At 56.0% G+C, this 17,230-nt stretch carries 17 protein-coding genes; 7 read left to right on the top strand and 10 right to left on the bottom strand.

The annotated features are described in order from the left end of the window. Positions 1–16 precede the first annotated feature (16 nt). The gene (locus Q4C79_RS02545) at positions 17–802 is read left to right on the top strand and encodes a sugar phosphate isomerase/epimerase (RefSeq protein ID WP_303089465.1); all 786 of its coding nucleotides are present in this window, start codon (positions 17–19) and stop codon (positions 800–802) included. 311 nt (positions 803–1,113) lie between these two features. Here Q4C79_RS02545 and Q4C79_RS02540 read toward each other — a convergent pair whose 3' ends face one another. The 4 genes from Q4C79_RS02540 to Q4C79_RS02525 all read right to left on the bottom strand — a co-directional run bounded on the left by Q4C79_RS02540 (position 1,114) and on the right by Q4C79_RS02525 (position 4,721). Next, positions 1,114–2,202: a metallophosphoesterase gene (locus Q4C79_RS02540; protein ID WP_303089464.1), complete on the bottom strand. Its 1,089-nt coding sequence runs from the start codon at positions 2,200–2,202 to the stop codon at positions 1,114–1,116. A 327-nt stretch (positions 2,203–2,529) separates the two neighbouring features. Then, entirely contained in the window at positions 2,530–2,991 is a 462-nt protein-coding gene (locus tag Q4C79_RS02535; protein WP_303089463.1) for a cyclophilin-like fold protein, read from the bottom strand. Positions 2,992–3,000: 9 nt separating this feature from the next. Then, positions 3,001–3,555, bottom strand: coding sequence for a DapH/DapD/GlmU-related protein (locus Q4C79_RS02530; protein WP_085366628.1), 555 nt, complete (start codon positions 3,553–3,555; stop codon positions 3,001–3,003). 71 nt (positions 3,556–3,626) lie between these two features. Beyond that, the gene (locus tag Q4C79_RS02525; protein ID WP_303089462.1) at positions 3,627–4,721 is read right to left on the bottom strand and encodes an alpha/beta hydrolase; all 1,095 of its coding nucleotides are present in this window, start codon (positions 4,719–4,721) and stop codon (positions 3,627–3,629) included. Between the two features lie 123 nt (positions 4,722–4,844). Between Q4C79_RS02525 and Q4C79_RS02520 the strand changes: the two genes are divergently transcribed. Then, positions 4,845–5,729 carry a LysR family transcriptional regulator gene (locus Q4C79_RS02520; RefSeq protein ID WP_303089461.1) on the top strand — a complete coding sequence of 295 codons (885 nt, stop codon included), beginning with the start codon at positions 4,845–4,847 and terminating at the stop codon, positions 5,727–5,729. 240 nt (positions 5,730–5,969) lie between these two features. Here the strand turns inward: Q4C79_RS02520 and Q4C79_RS02515 are convergent, their stop codons facing one another. Beyond that, the gene (locus tag Q4C79_RS02515; RefSeq protein ID WP_303089460.1) at positions 5,970–6,494 is read right to left on the bottom strand and encodes an SRPBCC domain-containing protein; all 525 of its coding nucleotides are present in this window, start codon (positions 6,492–6,494) and stop codon (positions 5,970–5,972) included. A 127-nt stretch (positions 6,495–6,621) separates the two neighbouring features. On the opposite strand from Q4C79_RS02515, the gene Q4C79_RS02510 reads away from it, so the two are divergent. Continuing rightward, positions 6,622–7,539: a LysR family transcriptional regulator gene (locus Q4C79_RS02510; RefSeq protein ID WP_303089459.1), complete on the top strand. Its 918-nt coding sequence runs from the start codon at positions 6,622–6,624 to the stop codon at positions 7,537–7,539. An 81-nt stretch (positions 7,540–7,620) separates the two neighbouring features. Here the strand turns inward: Q4C79_RS02510 and hchA are convergent, their stop codons facing one another. Continuing rightward, the gene (gene hchA, locus Q4C79_RS02505; RefSeq protein WP_303089458.1) at positions 7,621–8,652 is read right to left on the bottom strand and encodes a glyoxalase III HchA; all 1,032 of its coding nucleotides are present in this window, start codon (positions 8,650–8,652) and stop codon (positions 7,621–7,623) included. On the opposite strand from hchA, the gene Q4C79_RS02500 reads away from it, so the two are divergent. Next, complete coding sequence (locus Q4C79_RS02500; protein ID WP_303089457.1) at positions 8,651–9,547, top strand: AraC family transcriptional regulator; 897 nt, start codon at positions 8,651–8,653, stop codon at positions 9,545–9,547. The two genes, hchA and Q4C79_RS02500, sit on opposite strands and share 2 nt — an antisense overlap. A 101-nt stretch (positions 9,548–9,648) precedes the next feature. Here the strand turns inward: Q4C79_RS02500 and Q4C79_RS02495 are convergent, their stop codons facing one another. The 4 genes from Q4C79_RS02495 to Q4C79_RS02480 form a co-directional block, all read right to left on the bottom strand. Further along, a complete protein-coding gene (locus Q4C79_RS02495; RefSeq protein WP_303089456.1) occupies positions 9,649–10,626 on the bottom strand; it encodes an alpha/beta hydrolase-fold protein in 978 nt (325 codons plus the stop codon). A 175-nt stretch (positions 10,627–10,801) separates the two neighbouring features. Next, entirely contained in the window at positions 10,802–11,404 is a 603-nt protein-coding gene (locus Q4C79_RS02490) for a tetratricopeptide repeat protein (protein ID WP_303089455.1), read from the bottom strand. 129 nt (positions 11,405–11,533) lie between these two features. After that, positions 11,534–12,727, bottom strand: coding sequence for a multidrug effflux MFS transporter (locus Q4C79_RS02485; protein WP_303089454.1), 1,194 nt, complete (start codon positions 12,725–12,727; stop codon positions 11,534–11,536). A gap of 174 nt (positions 12,728–12,901) precedes the next feature. Continuing rightward, entirely contained in the window at positions 12,902–13,801 is a 900-nt protein-coding gene (locus Q4C79_RS02480; RefSeq protein WP_303089453.1) for a LysR family transcriptional regulator, read from the bottom strand. A 107-nt stretch (positions 13,802–13,908) separates the two neighbouring features. Here Q4C79_RS02480 and Q4C79_RS02475 point away from each other — a divergent pair, with 107 nt between their 5' ends. From Q4C79_RS02475 to Q4C79_RS02465, 3 genes are all read left to right on the top strand, one after another. Further along, on the top strand, positions 13,909–14,988 hold the full coding sequence (locus tag Q4C79_RS02475; RefSeq protein ID WP_303089452.1) for a carboxymuconolactone decarboxylase family protein: 1,080 nt from the start codon (positions 13,909–13,911) through the stop codon (positions 14,986–14,988). Positions 14,989–15,158: 170 nt separating this feature from the next. Further along, the gene (locus tag Q4C79_RS02470; protein ID WP_303089451.1) at positions 15,159–16,307 is read left to right on the top strand and encodes an iron-containing alcohol dehydrogenase; all 1,149 of its coding nucleotides are present in this window, start codon (positions 15,159–15,161) and stop codon (positions 16,305–16,307) included. Positions 16,308–16,415: 108 nt separating this feature from the next. After that, the coding region (locus Q4C79_RS02465) for an MBL fold metallo-hydrolase (protein ID WP_303089450.1) at positions 16,416–17,230 on the top strand (815 nt) is incomplete at its 3' end.

Raw genomic sequence — 17,230 nt, 5'->3', positions numbered from 1 at the left:
TAATTAGGAGATTTTTATGACACGCCTGATTGGCATCGCCCCTTTAAGCGCATTGGGTACCGAACCTGCCGACTTTGTCCGCGCCGCCGCCGAAACCGGCTACGACTTTATCGGTCTGCGCACCCGCCCGGTTACCGCCACCGAAAAAGACCTGAATTTGCTCAATAATCCGCGGTTAAAAGAAGTACAAGCCGTTTTGCGGGATACCGGCATGCGGGTTTACGACACCGAATTTATCGCCATCGACAGCCAAACCGACCGCGATTTTTGGATGCCCATGCTGGAGGCCGCACAAGCCTTGGCGGCGCAAAGCCTAACCGTTACCATCACCGACCCCGATCTGTCCCGCGCCACCGATACCCTGTCCGAATTGGTCGCCGACGGCCGCGCCTTCGGCATCAGCATCGCGCTGGAACCGATTTCCTACCAAACCGTGCAACAACTGCGCGACGGCATTCCCGTGGCCAGCCAAAGCGGCTGCCGCCTCTTGCTCGACACCCTGCATTTCCACCGCGCCCTCTGCAACTTGGAACAAATCAGCGAAGCACAGCCTTATCTGGCCGAAGTCGTACAACTGTGCGACGGCATCTTGGCTCAACGTGCCGACACCCGCGAAGGCCTAATCGAAGAATCGCGCGCCAAGCGCGGCATTCCCGGCGAGGGCGATTTCAAGCTGGCCGAATGCCTCGCACTGTTGCCCGCCGACACGCCGGTGAGCATCGAAGTGCCGAATCCGAAATTTGCCGAACTGGGGCTGCACGGTTATCTGCGCCATTTGAAACAAGCCGCCGCGCAAGTATAGTCGATTCAAATAAAATGTCCGGTAGAGCGCGGACGTTTTCGTCCGCTTTTTATGTATGATTCTGGATATTTTGCGGACGGGGACGTCCGCGCTCCAATCTCGGAGTTTTATTTTAAATCCACTATATTGGCCCGCAGCGACAGCATCCGGCAGAATGGTTGATGCGTTTTCAAAACTGAAAATGTTTGTCTAGCGCCGTCCTACCCAGGCTTAACCCGGGTAGGACGCAGAGGTTTATGCCTGTCTGAAAAAAATGCCTGTCTGAAAGGCCAAATAGCTTTCAGACAGGCATTTTTATCCGGCGGCTACGTTCACTTGCCTTTCACATCAATAATCCACACTTCCGATTGCGAGCCCAGCCGCAACGGTACGCCCCAAAAGCCGTAGCCGGAAGTCACAAAGAAATGGCCGTTGCCGATGGCTTCATAACCGTAATGTATCCGGTTGAGAAAGCGCACAATCAGATTGGCCGGTGCAACCTGCCCGTTGTGCACATGGCCGGAAACCTGCACATCCACCGGCAGTTGCGAATGGATTTCCACTTCGGTCGGGCGGTGATCCATCAGCAACACCGGCAAATCGGTATTCTGGTTAGCCAACAGCTGCGCGGTACTCGGGCGGTTTTTATCCCTGTCGTCGTTGCGCCCCACCACCAGCAATCGCTTATCGACCACCAAGCTTTCGTTGGCCAGCACACGAATGTCCGCTTTGCTGACTTCCTCACGGATTTCCCGCTCGTGGCCGAATAAATCGTGGTTTCCCATCGTGGCGTAAACCCCCAAGGGCGCGCGCAATTTTTCCAAGCTCGGCTGCATGTTCTCAGCGCGGTAGGCATCGACATTGTCGTCCATCAAATCGCCGGGCAACAAAATGATATCGACTTTCTCGCGGTTCATAATAGCGGCCAGCTCGTCTAATTGCTTGGCGCCGAAAAGAGAGCCGATATGCATATCACTGGCCATACCGATGCGCAAGGGCTTATCCAGCTTCTTATTAATCGTAATCTCCGCATGGCGCACCACCGGCGTATATGCATTGTGCCACGCCAGGGCAAACAGACCGGCCACAAACAAGGGCGCAAACAAGCGCAAGCCGTGCGACATCTGCTTTTGCGGCATAAACCGGCGCAACAGCAAGTAAAGCAGAAAAGTCGCCAGCGCGGCATACATCACAAACAGCAGCAGCACCATCCACAATGCCGTCCAACGGAAAACGGCATGCCCCAGCTGCAACACCAAACCGGCGATTAAAGAATTGGTGATGACAAACGCAATAATCATCAACCAACGCCGCCGCTTGATTCCTATCCAAGGCGCCAACAGCCATTGCAACGAGCGCCCGAGGCCGAAGGTAAAGAGCTGCATCAACAGCAGCACCAACACAAACATCACACTACGCATTTGATTTTCCTATTATTCAGGCGGCGGATTTTAACACGCGGCCACGGCAGGAAAAGTGTGAGAAAGTAAAGAAAAGCAAGCGGTTCGGTTGCGACCGGCAAAGCATACCGTCGCAATGCCGTCGACTACACTCCCTAGGGTCTGTCGACAATTAACGCAACGGCGGTATTTTTGGTCAAAAATCCCCGTCTGCAGCGTTAAAAATGCTCGCAAGGTGTTCAACCTTGCTGTGCTTTTTGCCTTGCATACGCGGTTTTTGCCTCAAAAAACCGCTTCGCCGGTTAATTGTCGACAAACCCTAGCGCTACTTTTCAGACAGGCATTTGCCTATTCGGTGGCAAAGCGGATGCTCACCGCGCCTTTGCCGACGGCTTGTTTCAAACCTTCAATATCGCGGATTTTGCCCAAGCGGGTATAGCTGTAAGCGGAATCGAAGCTCTCGTAAAACACCACGATGGTATCGCCCTGCCACAGCATCACATCGCCCGCTTCGATGCGGCCGGGGCGGTAGTCGTTGCGCGGCAGGCTGTGCGGCAGCGGTGCGTGTTTTTCGTTGCCGAGATGGTCTTGCAGGGTCAGCGTTAAGGGCAGCAGGCGGCGCAGCTCTTGCGCGGCGGCGGTGTCGGCCAGATCGGCGGTGAAGCTGCGGTGGTTGATGGTCAGTTGCATAGCGGCTCCTTGGGTTTGTTGGCTGCGTGCGGACGCGGCAGGCGGTTCGGCACGGCTGTCGGCGGGTGTGCAGGCGCTGCACAACAGGGCGGCGAGTATCAGCAAGCGGACGGTTTTCATGGCGGCTCCTTATGCTGTGGCGATGTTTTTGAGCACGCGCGCCGGAATGCCGCCGACGATGCTGTTGGGCGGCACGTCTTTGGCCACCACGGCACCGGCGGCCACGATGCTGTTTTCGCCCACGGTCACGCCGGGCAGAATGGTGGCGCCCGCGCCGATCCAGGCGTTTTTCCGAATCACTACGGGTTTGAGAACCAGCCCGCGCCGCTGTGCAGGATTTTCAGGATGATTAACGCTAAGGATGTTGACGCGCGGGGCGATTAATACGTTATCTTCCAGCGTGATGCCGCCCAAATCGGTAAACATGGCGCCCGAGTTGATGAACACGTTTTTACCGATGCGGATATGGCGGCCGAAGTCGCTGTAAAACGGCAGGTTGACGTGCAGACTGTCGTCAATCTCTGTGCCGGTGATGTCAGCCAACAAGGCACGGATTTGTTCCTGCGTTTTGTATGCGCCGGAAAGTTCGGCGATTTTGGGCGCGTTTTCGGCCACGATGCGGTGGATTTCGGCAAACTCGGGCGAATCGGGCGCGATGATACGGTTGGGCGGAAAGCTTTGCATGATGTGTCCTTAAGGCCGTCTGAAAGGTGCAATGCCTGTCTGAAAGAGTTTTTCAGACAGGCATTTGCGGTTTATTTCAAATTCGCTTGGAAAAACTGCTCGAATTTATCAAACGGGATTTTGCCCGCTTGGTTGTCGTACAAATCCACATGGCTAGCATTCGGAACAATATACAGCTCTTTGTTTTTACTGCCCAAAGCCTTGAACGCATCTTCGCTGAAGTAGCGCGAATGGGCTTGTTCGCCGTGCACCACCAAGGCAGGGGCGCGCAGTTCGGCGGCGTATTGCAAAATGGGCATATTAATCATCGACAGCATGCCGGTGGTCGCCCATGAGCCTGCCGGATTGGAGTTTACGGCACGCGGGTGGAAGCCGCGTTTGGTGGTATAGAAATTGGAATAATCGGCGATAAACTTGGGCGTTTCGGCAGTAATCTGCTCGGCGGTCAGGTTATTGGGCGGCAACAAATCGGCATAGCCGTTTTTCGCAGCTTTCCAGCGCGCTTCGTTGATTTCCTGCTTCATTTTGTAACGGGCTTCGGCATCGGTGCTGTCGTTATAGCCTTTGGCGGCCACGCGGGTGATGTCGTACATGGTGCTGGTGGCCACGGCTTTAACGCGGGTATCGCTGATGGCGGCGTTGAGCGCAAATCCGCCCCAGCCGCAAATGCCCAGAATACCGATGCGCTCGCGGTTCACTTCGGGCAGCAGACCAAGATAATCCACGGCAGCGGAAAAATCTTCGGTGTTGATGTCGGGCGACGGCATGTTGCGCGGCTGGCCGCCGCTCTCGCCGGTGTAGGAACCGTCAAACGCCAAAGTAACAAAGCCGCGCTCGGCCAGCGTTTGCGCATACAGGCCGCTCGATTGCTCTTTTACCGCACCGAAGGGGCCGGAAACGGCAATGGCGGGCAGCTTGCCGCCGGCGCGGTTTTTCGGCAGATACAAATCGCCTACCAGCGTGATGCCGTAGCGGTTTTTAAATGATACTTTGCGGTGGGTTACCTTGTCGGATTTAGGAAAGATTTTGTCCCACTCGCGCACCATCGAAACGGCGGCGGTCGGGTCGGCGGTTTGTGCGTAAGTCATGGCGGAAGCTCCGGTTAAGGCCGCGCCCAGCAGCAGCGCGGCGGCAAGGGTTTTTAACGAACGAGGAAAGTGTTTCATGATGCGTGTCCTTGTTTGTTTGAAGTACGATGCCGTGCATTCTACTCCCTGCCCCGCCGCTTGATTAGACGGCGCAACTGCATAATACTTATACCCTATTGTTATGAATAAAACGGAAAACCGATGAATCTGCGCGAAAACTATAATGATTTATACCTATTTATGCTGGTTGCCGACGAGGGCAGCTTTACCAAAGCCGCCGCACGGCTGGGCATGGCGCAATCGGGCGTGAGCCGCAGCATACGCGGCTTGGAAGAGCGCCTCGGCGTGCAATTGCTTACCCGCACCACGCGCCGCCTCGCACTCACGCAGGCGGGCGAACAGCTTTACCGCACCGCACAAGAGAGCTTCGCGCGTCTCGACAACGGCCTCAACCTGCTCGTCCACTACCGCGATACCCCTTCCGGCACCGTGCGCATCAACGCCAGCCTGCACGCCATCGACAAAATCCTGCTGCCCAAGCTCGCCGCTTTCAGACGGCTTTACCCCGACGTGCGGCTGGAACTGATTAACGAAAGCCGCTTTGTCGACATCATCCAAGAGCGCTTCGACGCCGGCGTGCGGTTGGGCGGCGATGTGGGCGAAGGCATGGTCGCCGTACGCATCGGTTTGGAAACCGAAATGGCGGTGGTCGGCACACCCGAGCATTTCCGCCGCTACGGTTTTCCCGAAACCCCGCAGGCGCTCGCCGCCCATCCCTGCATCGCCTACCAGTTTGCCGACGGCAGCCATTACCAATGGGAATTCCGGCAAAACGGCCACATCGTCAAGCATACGCCGCAAGGACAATGGGCGTTTGCCGACAGCTATATGGAAACCGCTGCCGCCCGCGCCGGGCTGGGTCTGGCCTATGTACCGCTCGATTTGGTGGAAGACGACCTCGCCCACGGCCGGCTGATCCGCGTGTTGCAGCCTTACAGCGACCGTATGCCCGCACTGTATCTTTACTATCCCCACCGCAATATCTCGCCCGCCCTCAAAGCGGTGGCGGATACGCTGAGGGTGTGAAAAAGGCCGTCTGAAAAACGGTTTCTGCGTTTTTCAGACGGCCTGAGACCTTTGCAAAAAACTTTTTAATCCTGAATTTATTGATATCTCGTCATACTCGGGCTTGACCCGAGTATCTGCTTTTTCTTTCAAAACAAAAAGATGCTCGGGTCAAGCCCGAGCATGACGCACGTGTTTTCAGGTATCGAAAAGAATTTTGCAAAGGTCTCGGCCTGATTGTTTTTTGGACTGCTTTCCGGCTTACACCGCCAATTGCGCTTTCGCGCTGCGCACGATGCCGTCCAGCCATTCCTGATGGCCGTTGATCATCGGGTTGGGCACGGCTTTGGCCAGCTCCTGAGCGGGTTTGCCGCGCTGGCTTTCCTGCGTGAGGATACGCACGCGGCCGCCGTCCAAATCTTCGATCAGCCAGGCATGGATAACGTCCAAGCGCTCGTCGCTGCCCTCTTCGCCCGCCCAGCCGTGCCATGAAATGCGTGCGGGTTCGCCCGATTGCGGCGCAACGTATTCGGTAACGCGCGCTTCAACGGGAAAGCCGAAGGTTTTGAAAAAGAAACGGGCATTGTCATACAGCTCCGTGCCCGGATAACCGTCGTAAAAGCGCACGTCGGCGACATTGCTGTAATAGTGCGGCCAGTAGCGGGTATCGTTGAGGTATTTCCACACTTCGGCGGTGCTCAAACCCGCCACAATCACTTCATTGGAACAAAAATTATCGGTAAAGCCCGGGGTATATTCCTGCGGCCAGTTGATTGAGTTTTGCATTTTGTGTCCTTTCTGAACGGTTTTCTGAAATCGATGCAGGCAGTATAAGCAACGTTGTGATATAAGTTAAATCGTTATTCGAAATATCTTGTATCATTTGGCCTGATATGAAAACGGAGCACTTGACATGCGCGATTTACGCTCTTTGGATTTGAATCTGCTGAAAGCCTTCGATGCGCTGATGGACGAGCGCAGCGTCAGCCGTGCGGCGGAACGTTTGTCGGTTACGCAACCTGCAATGAGCGGCATACTTACGCGACTGCGCGACAGTTTCGACGACCCGCTGTTCGTGCGGGTGCAACGCGGCGTGGAACCGACCAACCGCGCCCTCGGGCTGGCGGGGCCGGTCAAACAACTGCTGCATGATGCCGCCCAATTGTTGCAGCCGCCGCGGTTCGAGCCGCAACTTGCCGAAACCGTGCTGAAAATCGCCTGCACCGATTACGCCCTCTATGCGGTGGTTACGCCGTTTCTCACCGCCTTGCGGCGGCAGGCGCCGCACATCCGCACCGCAGTGCTGGCGCTTGACGAAACCAGGCTGCAAACCCAGCTCGAACAGGGCCAGGTGGATTTCGCGTTGGTAACGCCCGACTTTCAGGCGCCCGACCTCCATGCGCTGAACCTGTACCGCGAAGAATACGTGTGCGCCCTGCGCAGCGGCCATCCGCTGGCGGCGCAAGAAGAACTGACGCTGGAGCAATTTTGCCAAACCGAGCAGGCGCTGGTGTCTTACCACGGCGGCAGCTTCTCCGGCGTAACCGATCAGGCGCTGGCACAAGCGGGGTTGGCGCGGCGGGTGGCCGTATCGGTGCAGAATTTCCTGATTCTGCCCGAGCTGCTGCGGTGCAGCGATCTGCTGGCTGTGGCGCCGCAAAAACTGGTGGCCGGTTTGTCCGGCATCAAAACGTTTGCACCGCCGCTGGCCATCACCGGCTTTACCAAAACGCTCGTCTGGCACGAACGCAGCCACCGCGACCCCGCCTACCGCTGGCTGCGGCAACTGATGGCGCATTGTTGTGAAACCGGTGCGGTCGAATCCACATAATGCCTGTCTGAAAACATCAAGGCCGTCTGAAAATCCGCTCCAGTGATTTTTCAGACGGCCTTCAAATTGTCGGCGCAACGGTTACTCGGCTGCCGCTTTCAATAACACATCGGCGGCGAGTATGCCCAGATTATTGGCGGCCAGCGGGCTGTCGCCGGTAAGCAGTTGACGGTCATGGCAGACTTGGCCGCTGATGCCTTCGTTTGCCACTTTCATGCCCAATTGTTGCAGGCGTTCGGCTGCCAGCCACGGCAGGCGGCCGGGCATATAGCCGATGTCGATATTGGCGCCCTCGTCGAGCGCGTCGGGGAACACGCACAACTGATAGCCGGCAAACGGAAAACTGCCGTGCCGGGCGGTAGCGGCCAATGCGGCGGGGCCGTGGCAAAGGGTGATGATGTAGCGGTTGTTATCCAGCGCCCAATGCAGAATACGCGCCACTTCGCGGCTTTCGGGAATGGCGTTGAACGCGCCGTGGCCGCCGGGAATCAAAACGGCAAGATAGGGCGAATCGGGTGCGGTGGCCTGTTCAATCACATCGGCCAGCTTCAGCGGCTTTTGCAGCTTGGGCAGGTAGGTTTGGAAAATGCCCTGCACGGCCAAATCCTCCTGCGGCATCGCCCACATTTCGAATTTGGCGGCATTGCCCGACAGCGTGGCGACGTCGATTTCAAAACCGGCTTCGTGAATGTGCAGCATGGGCAGCAGGGTTTCGACGGGATGGTTGCCGGTGGAAAACAGTTTGCCGTTTTGCATTTGCAGATAACGCTCGTCGGTGGCGATCATCAGCACTTTGTAGCGGCCGGTGTAGGGGCGGTCGAATTTTACGCCGTCGAAATCGGTTTTCGGCGCAGTGTATTGGCTCAAAGAATATTCCGACGGAAAAAAGGCGTTGTATTCGGCACGGTCGGGCACGGGGGTTTTGCTCAGTTCGCTCATGTTGTCTCCGGTTTGAGGGTTGCAATGTCCGGCATTATAAACAATCCGCCATCCTTCACGCTTGCCCGAAACGGTGCGTTTCTTGCCTGAATTGACAAATTCCGGCTCCGGCTCGGCACATGGCGCACGGAAACGGTTAAACTGCCGTTGTTTGCAAACGGCCCGATAAATCATGAACCACCCCGAACCTTCTCTCTCCCAAAGCATGGCTGCGGCCTATCAAACGCTTGCCCGCCTCGCGGAAAAGATTGCCCGAAATGACGGCAAAACCGCCACCGCCGTTTCCTCGCTCAGCGTTTACCGCCACAGCACTCCGGTTTACTCGCTGCCCTGCCTCTACCCGCAAGGCTTGGTGCTGGCTTTACAGGGCAGTAAAACGGTGTGCTGCGGCCAAGATTCGCTGACCTACCGCGTGGGCGAATGTTTGTTTGCCGGCGCCGATTTGTCGGCGCTCTCCTATGTGCCCGAATGCTGCCCGACACAGCCCTATCTGGGGCTGGTTATCGAACTGGATTGGCATCTGCTCGCCCGTGCCGCCGCCGAGCTGCCGGATGGCGGCGCAAGCGGGCACGGCGGCATCCCGTTGGCCATCGTGCCCGCCGATGAAAAGCTGCTGGCCGCAGTCGCCCGCCTGCTTGAGCTTACCGGAGAGCCTGATTTGCTGCCGCACCTTGCGCCGCTCATCGAAGCCGAAATCGCCTACCGCCTGCTTTCGGGTGCAAGCCGCGCCCACCTGCGCCGGATGCTGACCGCCCGCTCACAGCAAATCAGCCGCGTGGCGGCATGGCTCAAGCAACATTACCGTGAAAAAACTTCGCTCTCCGATTTGGCCGCTATGGCGCACATGAGCGAATCGTCTTTCCGCCAGCATTTCCGCCGCCTGATCGGCACCAGCCCGATGCAGTACCAAAAACAACTGCGCCTGCAACAAGCCCGGCAGCTCCTGCTTTCCGAGCACATTACCGCCGCTCAGGCAGCGGCGGCCGTCGGCTACGAAAGCCCCAGCCAGTTTTCGCGCGAATACCGCCGCTTTTTCGGCCTGCCGCCGGCGGCCGATACCGGGCGGTAACGGAAATGATGCAGAAAACCCGTGCAAAATAAAGCAAGGCCGTCTGAAAAGTTTTCAGACGGCCTTTATCATAATATTTCAACAGATTACTTCACCTGCCGTTATTTCCTTACCTGCTGAAACAGCCAGTCGCGCGCGGGTTCGAGCAAATAGGCGTAGTCGAACGAATACATATGTTCTCCGGCTTTGCTGTTGCCGTTTACGCCTGCGGGCAAGGTGGTGCCTTTGGTGAACACAATGAAGTTATGCGGATTGCCCTGTTGCAGCAAGGCGTTAACGGCGGCGTCCTGCTCGGCTTTCGGGGCGTTGGCGGCAAATTCGGTTTGCGCGAAGGGGATGTTTTTCTGCTTGAACATCGCCGCCAAATCCGCCATGCCTTTAGAGGCTTTGGGATCGCCTGCGGATACGGTGTAGATGAATTTGGCGTTTTTCAGCGGCTCGAGCACGTTCACGTCCCACTGGCTGCCGACGAACATCGAAGCGGCGAACAGCTTGGGTTCGGTTACATTCAGGTAAAATGAAATCATGCCGCCCATCGACTGGCCGGTGGTGTAAACCCGTTTGGCATCGACGGCCTGGTTTTTGATGGTGTGTTTGAGCAGGCGCAAGGCAATGCCGACTTCGTCGCTGGTCTGCCATTGGTCGTTAACGGCCGACTGCGGGCCGGCGAAAGAAGGCACCAATACGAAGGCGGGGTGTTTGGCCTGCGCTTCGTCGGTGGCCCAGATGATGCCGCCGTAGCCCTGCATCAGCGGCGCTTGCACGCCTTTGCCGACGGTGCTGGCATCGGCGATAAACATCACCAGCGGATATTTCTTGCCCGGCTCGAGGTTTTTCGGCGTGTAGAGGTTATACGCCATGGTTTTGCCGGTTACGCTGTCTTTGAATTCAAGCTGCCGGAAGCGTGGGGCGATTTGCTCGCGCAGGCTGAGCAGGTTTTGGTCGTAGCTTTTGTCGGCGCCGCCGTATTGTTTGTCCCAAACGGCTTTGGGTGTGGCGGTAGGTTCGGTGGTTTGGGCTGTGCCAGCGCAGGCGGTAAGCAGCGCTGCCAGGCTGAGGACGAGCAGGGATTTTTTCATTGCAAACTCCTGATTAAGGTTAAAACAGGTCTAAATAAACGTATTTTAAATAAGCTAAACCGTAGGTCGGGCATTTATGCCCGACTTTGGCTTGTGTAAAGATTGTGTCGGGCATAAATGCCCGACCTACTGATTAGAAATGAAAACGGTATTTGCCCGATGCTTAGGCCGTAATTTATTCAGGCAGTTGCGCGGCTTGCAGGCGCTGCCATTCGGTTTTGCCTGCTTCGTAGCCGGCATCCATTGCCTGCTTGTAATAGGCGGCGGCGCGGCTGCGGTTAGCCGGCACGCCTTTGCCTTGTTCATACAGATGCCCCAAGGCCACCATGGCAGGTGCGGCAATCACGTCGCCGCGCCGGGCGGATTGGGTGTACCATTTCATCGCTTGGGTATAGTCCCGCGCGGTGCCGATGCCGTTTTCGTAGCAATAGCCCAGCCAATATTGGCCGGTAATGTCGCCTTCATTCGCGGCGCGTTGGAAATAGGCAAACGCCTGTGCGTTGCTTTGCGCCATGCCGTTGCCGTTGAGCGCCATCAGGCCGAGATAACGGGCGGCTTTCATGTGCCCCAACTGATCTGCCTGTTTGAACAGCGGCAGCGCGGCGGCGTAATCCTGCGCCTGATAGGCTTTGATGCCTTGGTCGAGCACTGCGCGGGCAGCGTCGCGCCGGCTTTGGCTTTGGCTGTCGGAACTTGCGCCGGCGGCGGTTTGCGGCGCGGTGTGGGTGCAGGCGGCCAGCAATACTGCCAGTGCGGCTGCGGAAAAGCGGTTTTTCATGTTCATATGCTGGTTGTGAAAATATTGGTGGAAACCTGGTAAAACCGTGCCGTATTATAAATGTTTAAAACGATCAACTACCGGCCGGTTAACATAATTTGGCAGTTAACCGCAGGCAGCCGCCGGTTTTTACTTGCGTTTACCTGCCGCGGCGGAAGGAAGAAACGCCATCGCCATGCTGCCGATGCCGAACAGCGCGATAATCAACGCCATCGCGTGCGGCGTGCCGTCTGAAAGCGCAGCCAGCAGCAGCGATGAAACGATGCCGCTGCCGTATTGCAGCGAACCGAGCAGAGCCGAAGCCGAGCCGGCGATCTGCGGCACGCCGTCGAGCGCGGCGGCGGTGGTGCAGGCGGCGATGATGCCGTTGGTGGCGAAAAACACCAACACGGGCAGGATAATGCCGTAAATGCCGCCGAAGCCGCTGTAGGCACAAACCGCCAACACGATGCCGGCAACGGCTGCAACGGCGGTTGCCGCACGAATCAGCGTGTCGAGGCGGTAGCGCCCCACCAACCGGCGGTTGGCCGCGCTCACTCCCATCAGTCCGACGATGTTCAGCGCAAACAGCCAGCCGTAGTGTTGCGGGTCGATGCCGAAATAATCGATATAAACAAAAGGCGAGCCGATAATAAAGGCATAGGCGGACACATAAAACAGGGTTACACACATCACATAGCGCATATAAGCCTTGTTTTTCAACAAACTGCCGTAAGCGGCAAAAGCGTGCCACAAAGATTCATTGCTGCGTTTTTCCAAAGGATGGGTTTCGGGCAGTTTGACAAGTGCAGCAAACATCAACACGCCCACCGCCGCCAGCAGCCAGAAAATTGCGTGCCAAGTGCTGAAGCGGATCAGCTGGCCGCCAAGCAACGGCCCGACGATGGGCGCCACCGCCACAATCAGCGTTAAGGTAGAAAGCATCTGCGCGGCACGGGTTTGCCCGTATAAATCGCGTATCATCGCCCGCGCCAGCATCGGCGCGGTGCAGGCGCCGACGGCTTGGAACACGCGCCAAAACATGATTTCGCCGATGCCGTCCGACAGAGCACAGCCCGCCGAACCGAGCGCAAACAACACCATGCCGGCATAAAGCGGCAGCTTGCGCCCGATGCGGTCGCTCACCGGCCCCCAAAACAGTTGCGCGATAGCGAAGCCGATCAAAAAACCCGTTACCGTCAGCTCCGCATTGCCGCGCAAATCTTGCGACATCTGCGGCATGGCAGGCAGGTAAATATCGGTGGAGAGCGAGGTGAACGCCATCAGCGCACCCAAAATCAAAATCAGCGTAGTTTCTTTGGCTGGAGAGGTAAAAGCCATCATCTGCTCATTCAAATCGACTTAAAGATCACCACTATACGCGCTTTCTTCTGGCAGATTAAGCGGCCCGGCGCGCATGGGCTTGTGAATAAAATTCACGAATAGAAAAAGGCCGTCTGAAAACGGGCGGTTTGTGTTTTCAGACGGCCTAAAGAAAATTCCAATATTGCCAGCCACTTACACCGCACGATGGCTCAAATAAATCTTTTCCAACAATTCATACACCAGCAACACCCGTTTGGCGGTAATGGTTTGTTTGGGGCGGTATAGGTAATACGCCCATTTCTGCGACCCGCTGTGCGGGAACACTTTCACCAATTCGCCCGTTTCAAAATAATGCCGGCAATCCATATCGGGCAGTTGGGCGAATATCCGCCCCGACAACGCCGCCTGCAGCAAGGCTTTATTGTCGTCTGTTACCACTTGAGCTTGATAAACGGGAAACAATTCGTCATTCACATACCACGCCCAAGGCCGGTTGGTTTTGGTGTTTAATAAACTGCCGACGGGGAAGCGGGCGATTAAATCTTCAATATTTTCAGGCAGGCCCAGCCGTTCAACCAATGCGGGCGAAGCAACTACCGGCTCGTTGAGCATGCGGATTTTCTTAGCAACCCAGTTGTCGTCGGGCGTTTGCGTAATCCGCAGGCCGATATCGATTTGGTCTTCCACCGTTTTGAGCACATCAAATCCCGTGCGCCAATCAATGCGGATATCGGGATACGGCGCGAGGGCAATCAGCAACTGTTTGAGTACCCAATCACTGTAAACCGAAGGCGGCGCGGTAATCCGCACCATGCCGGAGAGTTCGCTGTCGCTTACTTTGGCCGATGCGCCGAATAAAACGGTTTCCTGCCGCAAAAACTGCTCGGCTTTGGGCAGCCATTGCACGCCGAAATCGGTGAGGCGGACAGAGCGGGTATTGCGCTTAAACAATTGTTCGCCCAATTCGTTTTCCAATTCGCCCATCACGCGGGTAATCACCTGCGGCGAAACGGAAAAACGCTCCGCCGTCGCCCGAAAGCTCAAGGTTTCCGCAGCCACGACAAAATATTTCAAAGCGTCTAATCGGTTCATAATCTCATTTTTCGGAATTGTTTATTCTGAATTTATTCATTTTATCGAGATTCAGACAGGGCTACAATGAAAGCGTCAAACCAACCGCCGTTCATAGGGTCTGTCTTATGAAAAACCATCAGAAAACCTTTGCTGTTTTAACCGCATTATGGGCTTTGGGCATGGCAACGGAAACCGCAGCAGCCCCGCCCGCCCAAACGCAAACCACCCACCGACAAGGAGCCGCAAAAATGGCACTTTCCAACAAACAATACAGTCTTGCCCAAATCGGCGCTTTTACCGCCAACGGCGACACAGGCCGTCTGAAAGATGCTATCGACCGCGCTTTGGATCAGGGCTTAACCGTAAACGAAATTCAGGCCGCGATGGTGCAGCTTTATGCCTATGCGGGCTTTCCGCGCAGTTTGAATGCCTTATCCGCCCTGTCCGAACGCGTGCAGGCGCGGCGGGCGCAAGGCTTGAAAGCGGAACAAGGCCGCGCCGCCCGCCCGTTGCCCGAACATGCCGACTTATTGGCGCTGGGCACGCAAACGCAAACCGAGCTGGTCGGGCAGGCCGTTGACCTTTCCGCACTTTCGCCCGATATCGACCGCTACCTGAAAACCCATTTGTTCGGTGATGTTTTTGCCAATGATTTGTTGAACTGGCAGGAGCGCGAAATCATTACCGTTGCCGCCTTAAGCAGTATGCAGGGCGTGGATGGCCAATTGAATTCGCACATCAACGTCAGCAAAAAACACGGCATCAGCGACGAGCAAATCGCAGAGATTACCCGCATAAGCAAACCGGAAATGAGCCAGTTTCCGGCGGGCGGAGAAAACACCGCTTATGCCCGATATTTTGCCGGCAAAAGTTATCTGAACATGCTTTCCACCGACCAAGTGGTGGTGGGCAACGTAACCTTCGAACCGGGCACGCGCAATAACTGGCATATCCACCATGCCGCCAAAGGCGGCGGGCAGATGCTGTTGGTTACCGCCGGCCGCGGCTATTACCAGGAATGGGGCAAACCCGCGCAAGAGCTGAAAGCCGGCGACATCGTGCACATCCCTGCCGGTGTGAAACACTGGCACGGCGCCGCGCCGACGGAATGGTTCCAACATCTGGCCATTGAAGTGCCGGGCGAAAACACCCGCAGCGAATGGCTGGAGCCGGTATCCGACGCCGATTACGGCAAGCTGGAATAAAGCTGTTGAGGCCGTCTGAAAAACAAGCGGCCGAATCTGCCAAACCTTTTGCCGGCCTGAGCGCACCTTTATTATTGAATTTAATTCATCAGGGCATTGCATTTTGCCTACTTAATCCAACCCGCCCGAGATTTTATACTTCGCAATGTTTTATTCAGGAGCAACAAACCATGTATTCATTTAGTTTCCAAAACCCTACCCGTATCGAATTCGGTGTTGGCAAAGAGCAAAACATCGGTGCATATATGCAAGAATTCGGTGTTAAAAAAACCCTGCTGGTGTACGGCAGCGAACGGATTAAGCAATCGGGCCTGTTTGACGATGTCGCCGCCAGCCTGCAAGCCAACGGCATTGAATGGGTTGAATTGGGCGGCGTAAAAAGCAATCCGATTTTAAGCAAAGTCAAAGAAGGCATCGCGCTTGCCCGCCAACACGGCGTGGACAGCATTTTAAGCGTGGGCGGCGGCTCGTGTTTGGACAGCGCCAAAGCAATCGCCGCAGGCGCGTTGTATGACGGCGATGTGTGGGATTTCTTTATCGGCAAAGCCGCGGTCGAACAAAACCTGCCGATTTTCGACATCATCACCCTTGCCGCCACCGGCAGCGAAATGAACAACGGCGGCGTGGTCATGAACGAGCAAACCCAGCAGAAATATGCCGTTAACGGCAAAGATCTGTTCCCCAAAGTGTCGGTGATTAACCCGAAACTGCAAGCCACCGTGAGCCGCGATTATCTGGTTTATTCGGCGGCAGACATTATCGCCCACTCGATTGAAGGCTACTTCACCGCCAGCGTGCAGCCCGAACTCATCAATATGCAGATTGAAGCCAACATCAAAACCGTGATCCGCACCACTGAAATCCTGCTGAACAATCCCAACGATTTGGACGCGCGCGGTGAATTTGCATGGGCGGCCACCATGGCGCTGAACGGCTTGACTTATGTCGGCACACACGGTTTCAGCTATCCCAACCACATGATCGAACACGCCCTAAGCGCGATTTGCGATGTGCCGCACGGCGCAGGTTTGTCGGTGGTGATGCCCGCCTGGATGACTTGGTACAAAGAGCAAAACCGCCCGCAATTCGAGCGGTTCGCCCGCGAGATTTTCGGCTTGAAAACCGCCGAAGAAGGCATTGCCGCCTTGAAAGCATGGTTCGACAAAATCGGCACGCCCACCACCTTGGCACAATTGGGCGTAAACGACGAACAACTCGCCGCCGTGATCGACAATGCCGTGCAAAACGCGGTTGCCTGGCAAATGAACGAAACCTACACCCAAGCGGCGATTACGGAAGTGTTTGAATTGGCCAAGTAATGATTAATGCCTGTCTGAAAAAACCAGCTTTTCCAAGCAACCCGTAATATCAAGGATATCGCACTCGGCATCCTTGATATTGCGTATCTATCCGCAAAAAGGAAAACCATGTCCGTTATTTTTTCGATTTTAAAATGGTTGCTCATCGCCGCCGCAGTATTAGGCGTTGCCGCGTTTGCTTTTGTCCGGTTCCACCCTGTTTTCGGCGGCGAGCCTGATGCGGCCAGCCTGAAGAAAATGCACAATTCGCCGTATTTCAACGGCAAAACTTTTGACAATTTGGAGCCGACATCCGTCGAAGTCCGCGACGGCCACGGTGCGGAAAAACCGAGTTTGCTGGAATGGCTAAGCTCCGTCACCAACCCGCCGCCGGGCAAGCAGCCTGCCGAGCCGCTGCCGAGCGAAAAAATCGATGCCGCGAAGCTGCAAAACAACCAGTTTATCTGGCTGGGGCATTCCGGCCTGCTGTTTAAAATGGATAACAAATTGATTGTTGCCGACCCCGTGTTTAACCGCGCCTCACCGGTTTTTTTAGGCGGCGCACCGTTTGCGATGGTGCATACGCCAAGCGTGGCGGATTTGCCCGAGGCCATCGACATCGTGCTGCTGTCCCACGATCATTACGACCATCTGGATTATCGGGTGATGAGCGAAATCAAAGACCGCATCGGCCGGTTTTACGTTCCGCTCGGGGTCAAAGCGCATTTGCAGCGTTGGGGCGTGGCGGATAACAAAATCACCGAAATGGATTGGTACGAACAAGCCGATCAAGAAGGATTGCAATTAACCCTATTGCCCTCCCGCCACTTCAGCGGCCGCAGTCTAACCAACCGCAACAGCACCTTATGGGGCGCTTGGGCGGTGAAGTCGGCGGATTTCTCGCTGTATTTCAACGGCGACAGCGGCTACGGCAAACATTTCAA

Origin of the sequence: Neisseria sp. (genome assembly GCF_030523955.1) — a bacterium.
In the GTDB taxonomy this organism is placed as follows: Bacteria; Pseudomonadota; Gammaproteobacteria; order Burkholderiales; family Neisseriaceae; genus Neisseria.
Note: the sequence above shows the minus strand (reverse complement) of the source record. Positions and strands in the feature narration are given on the sequence as shown.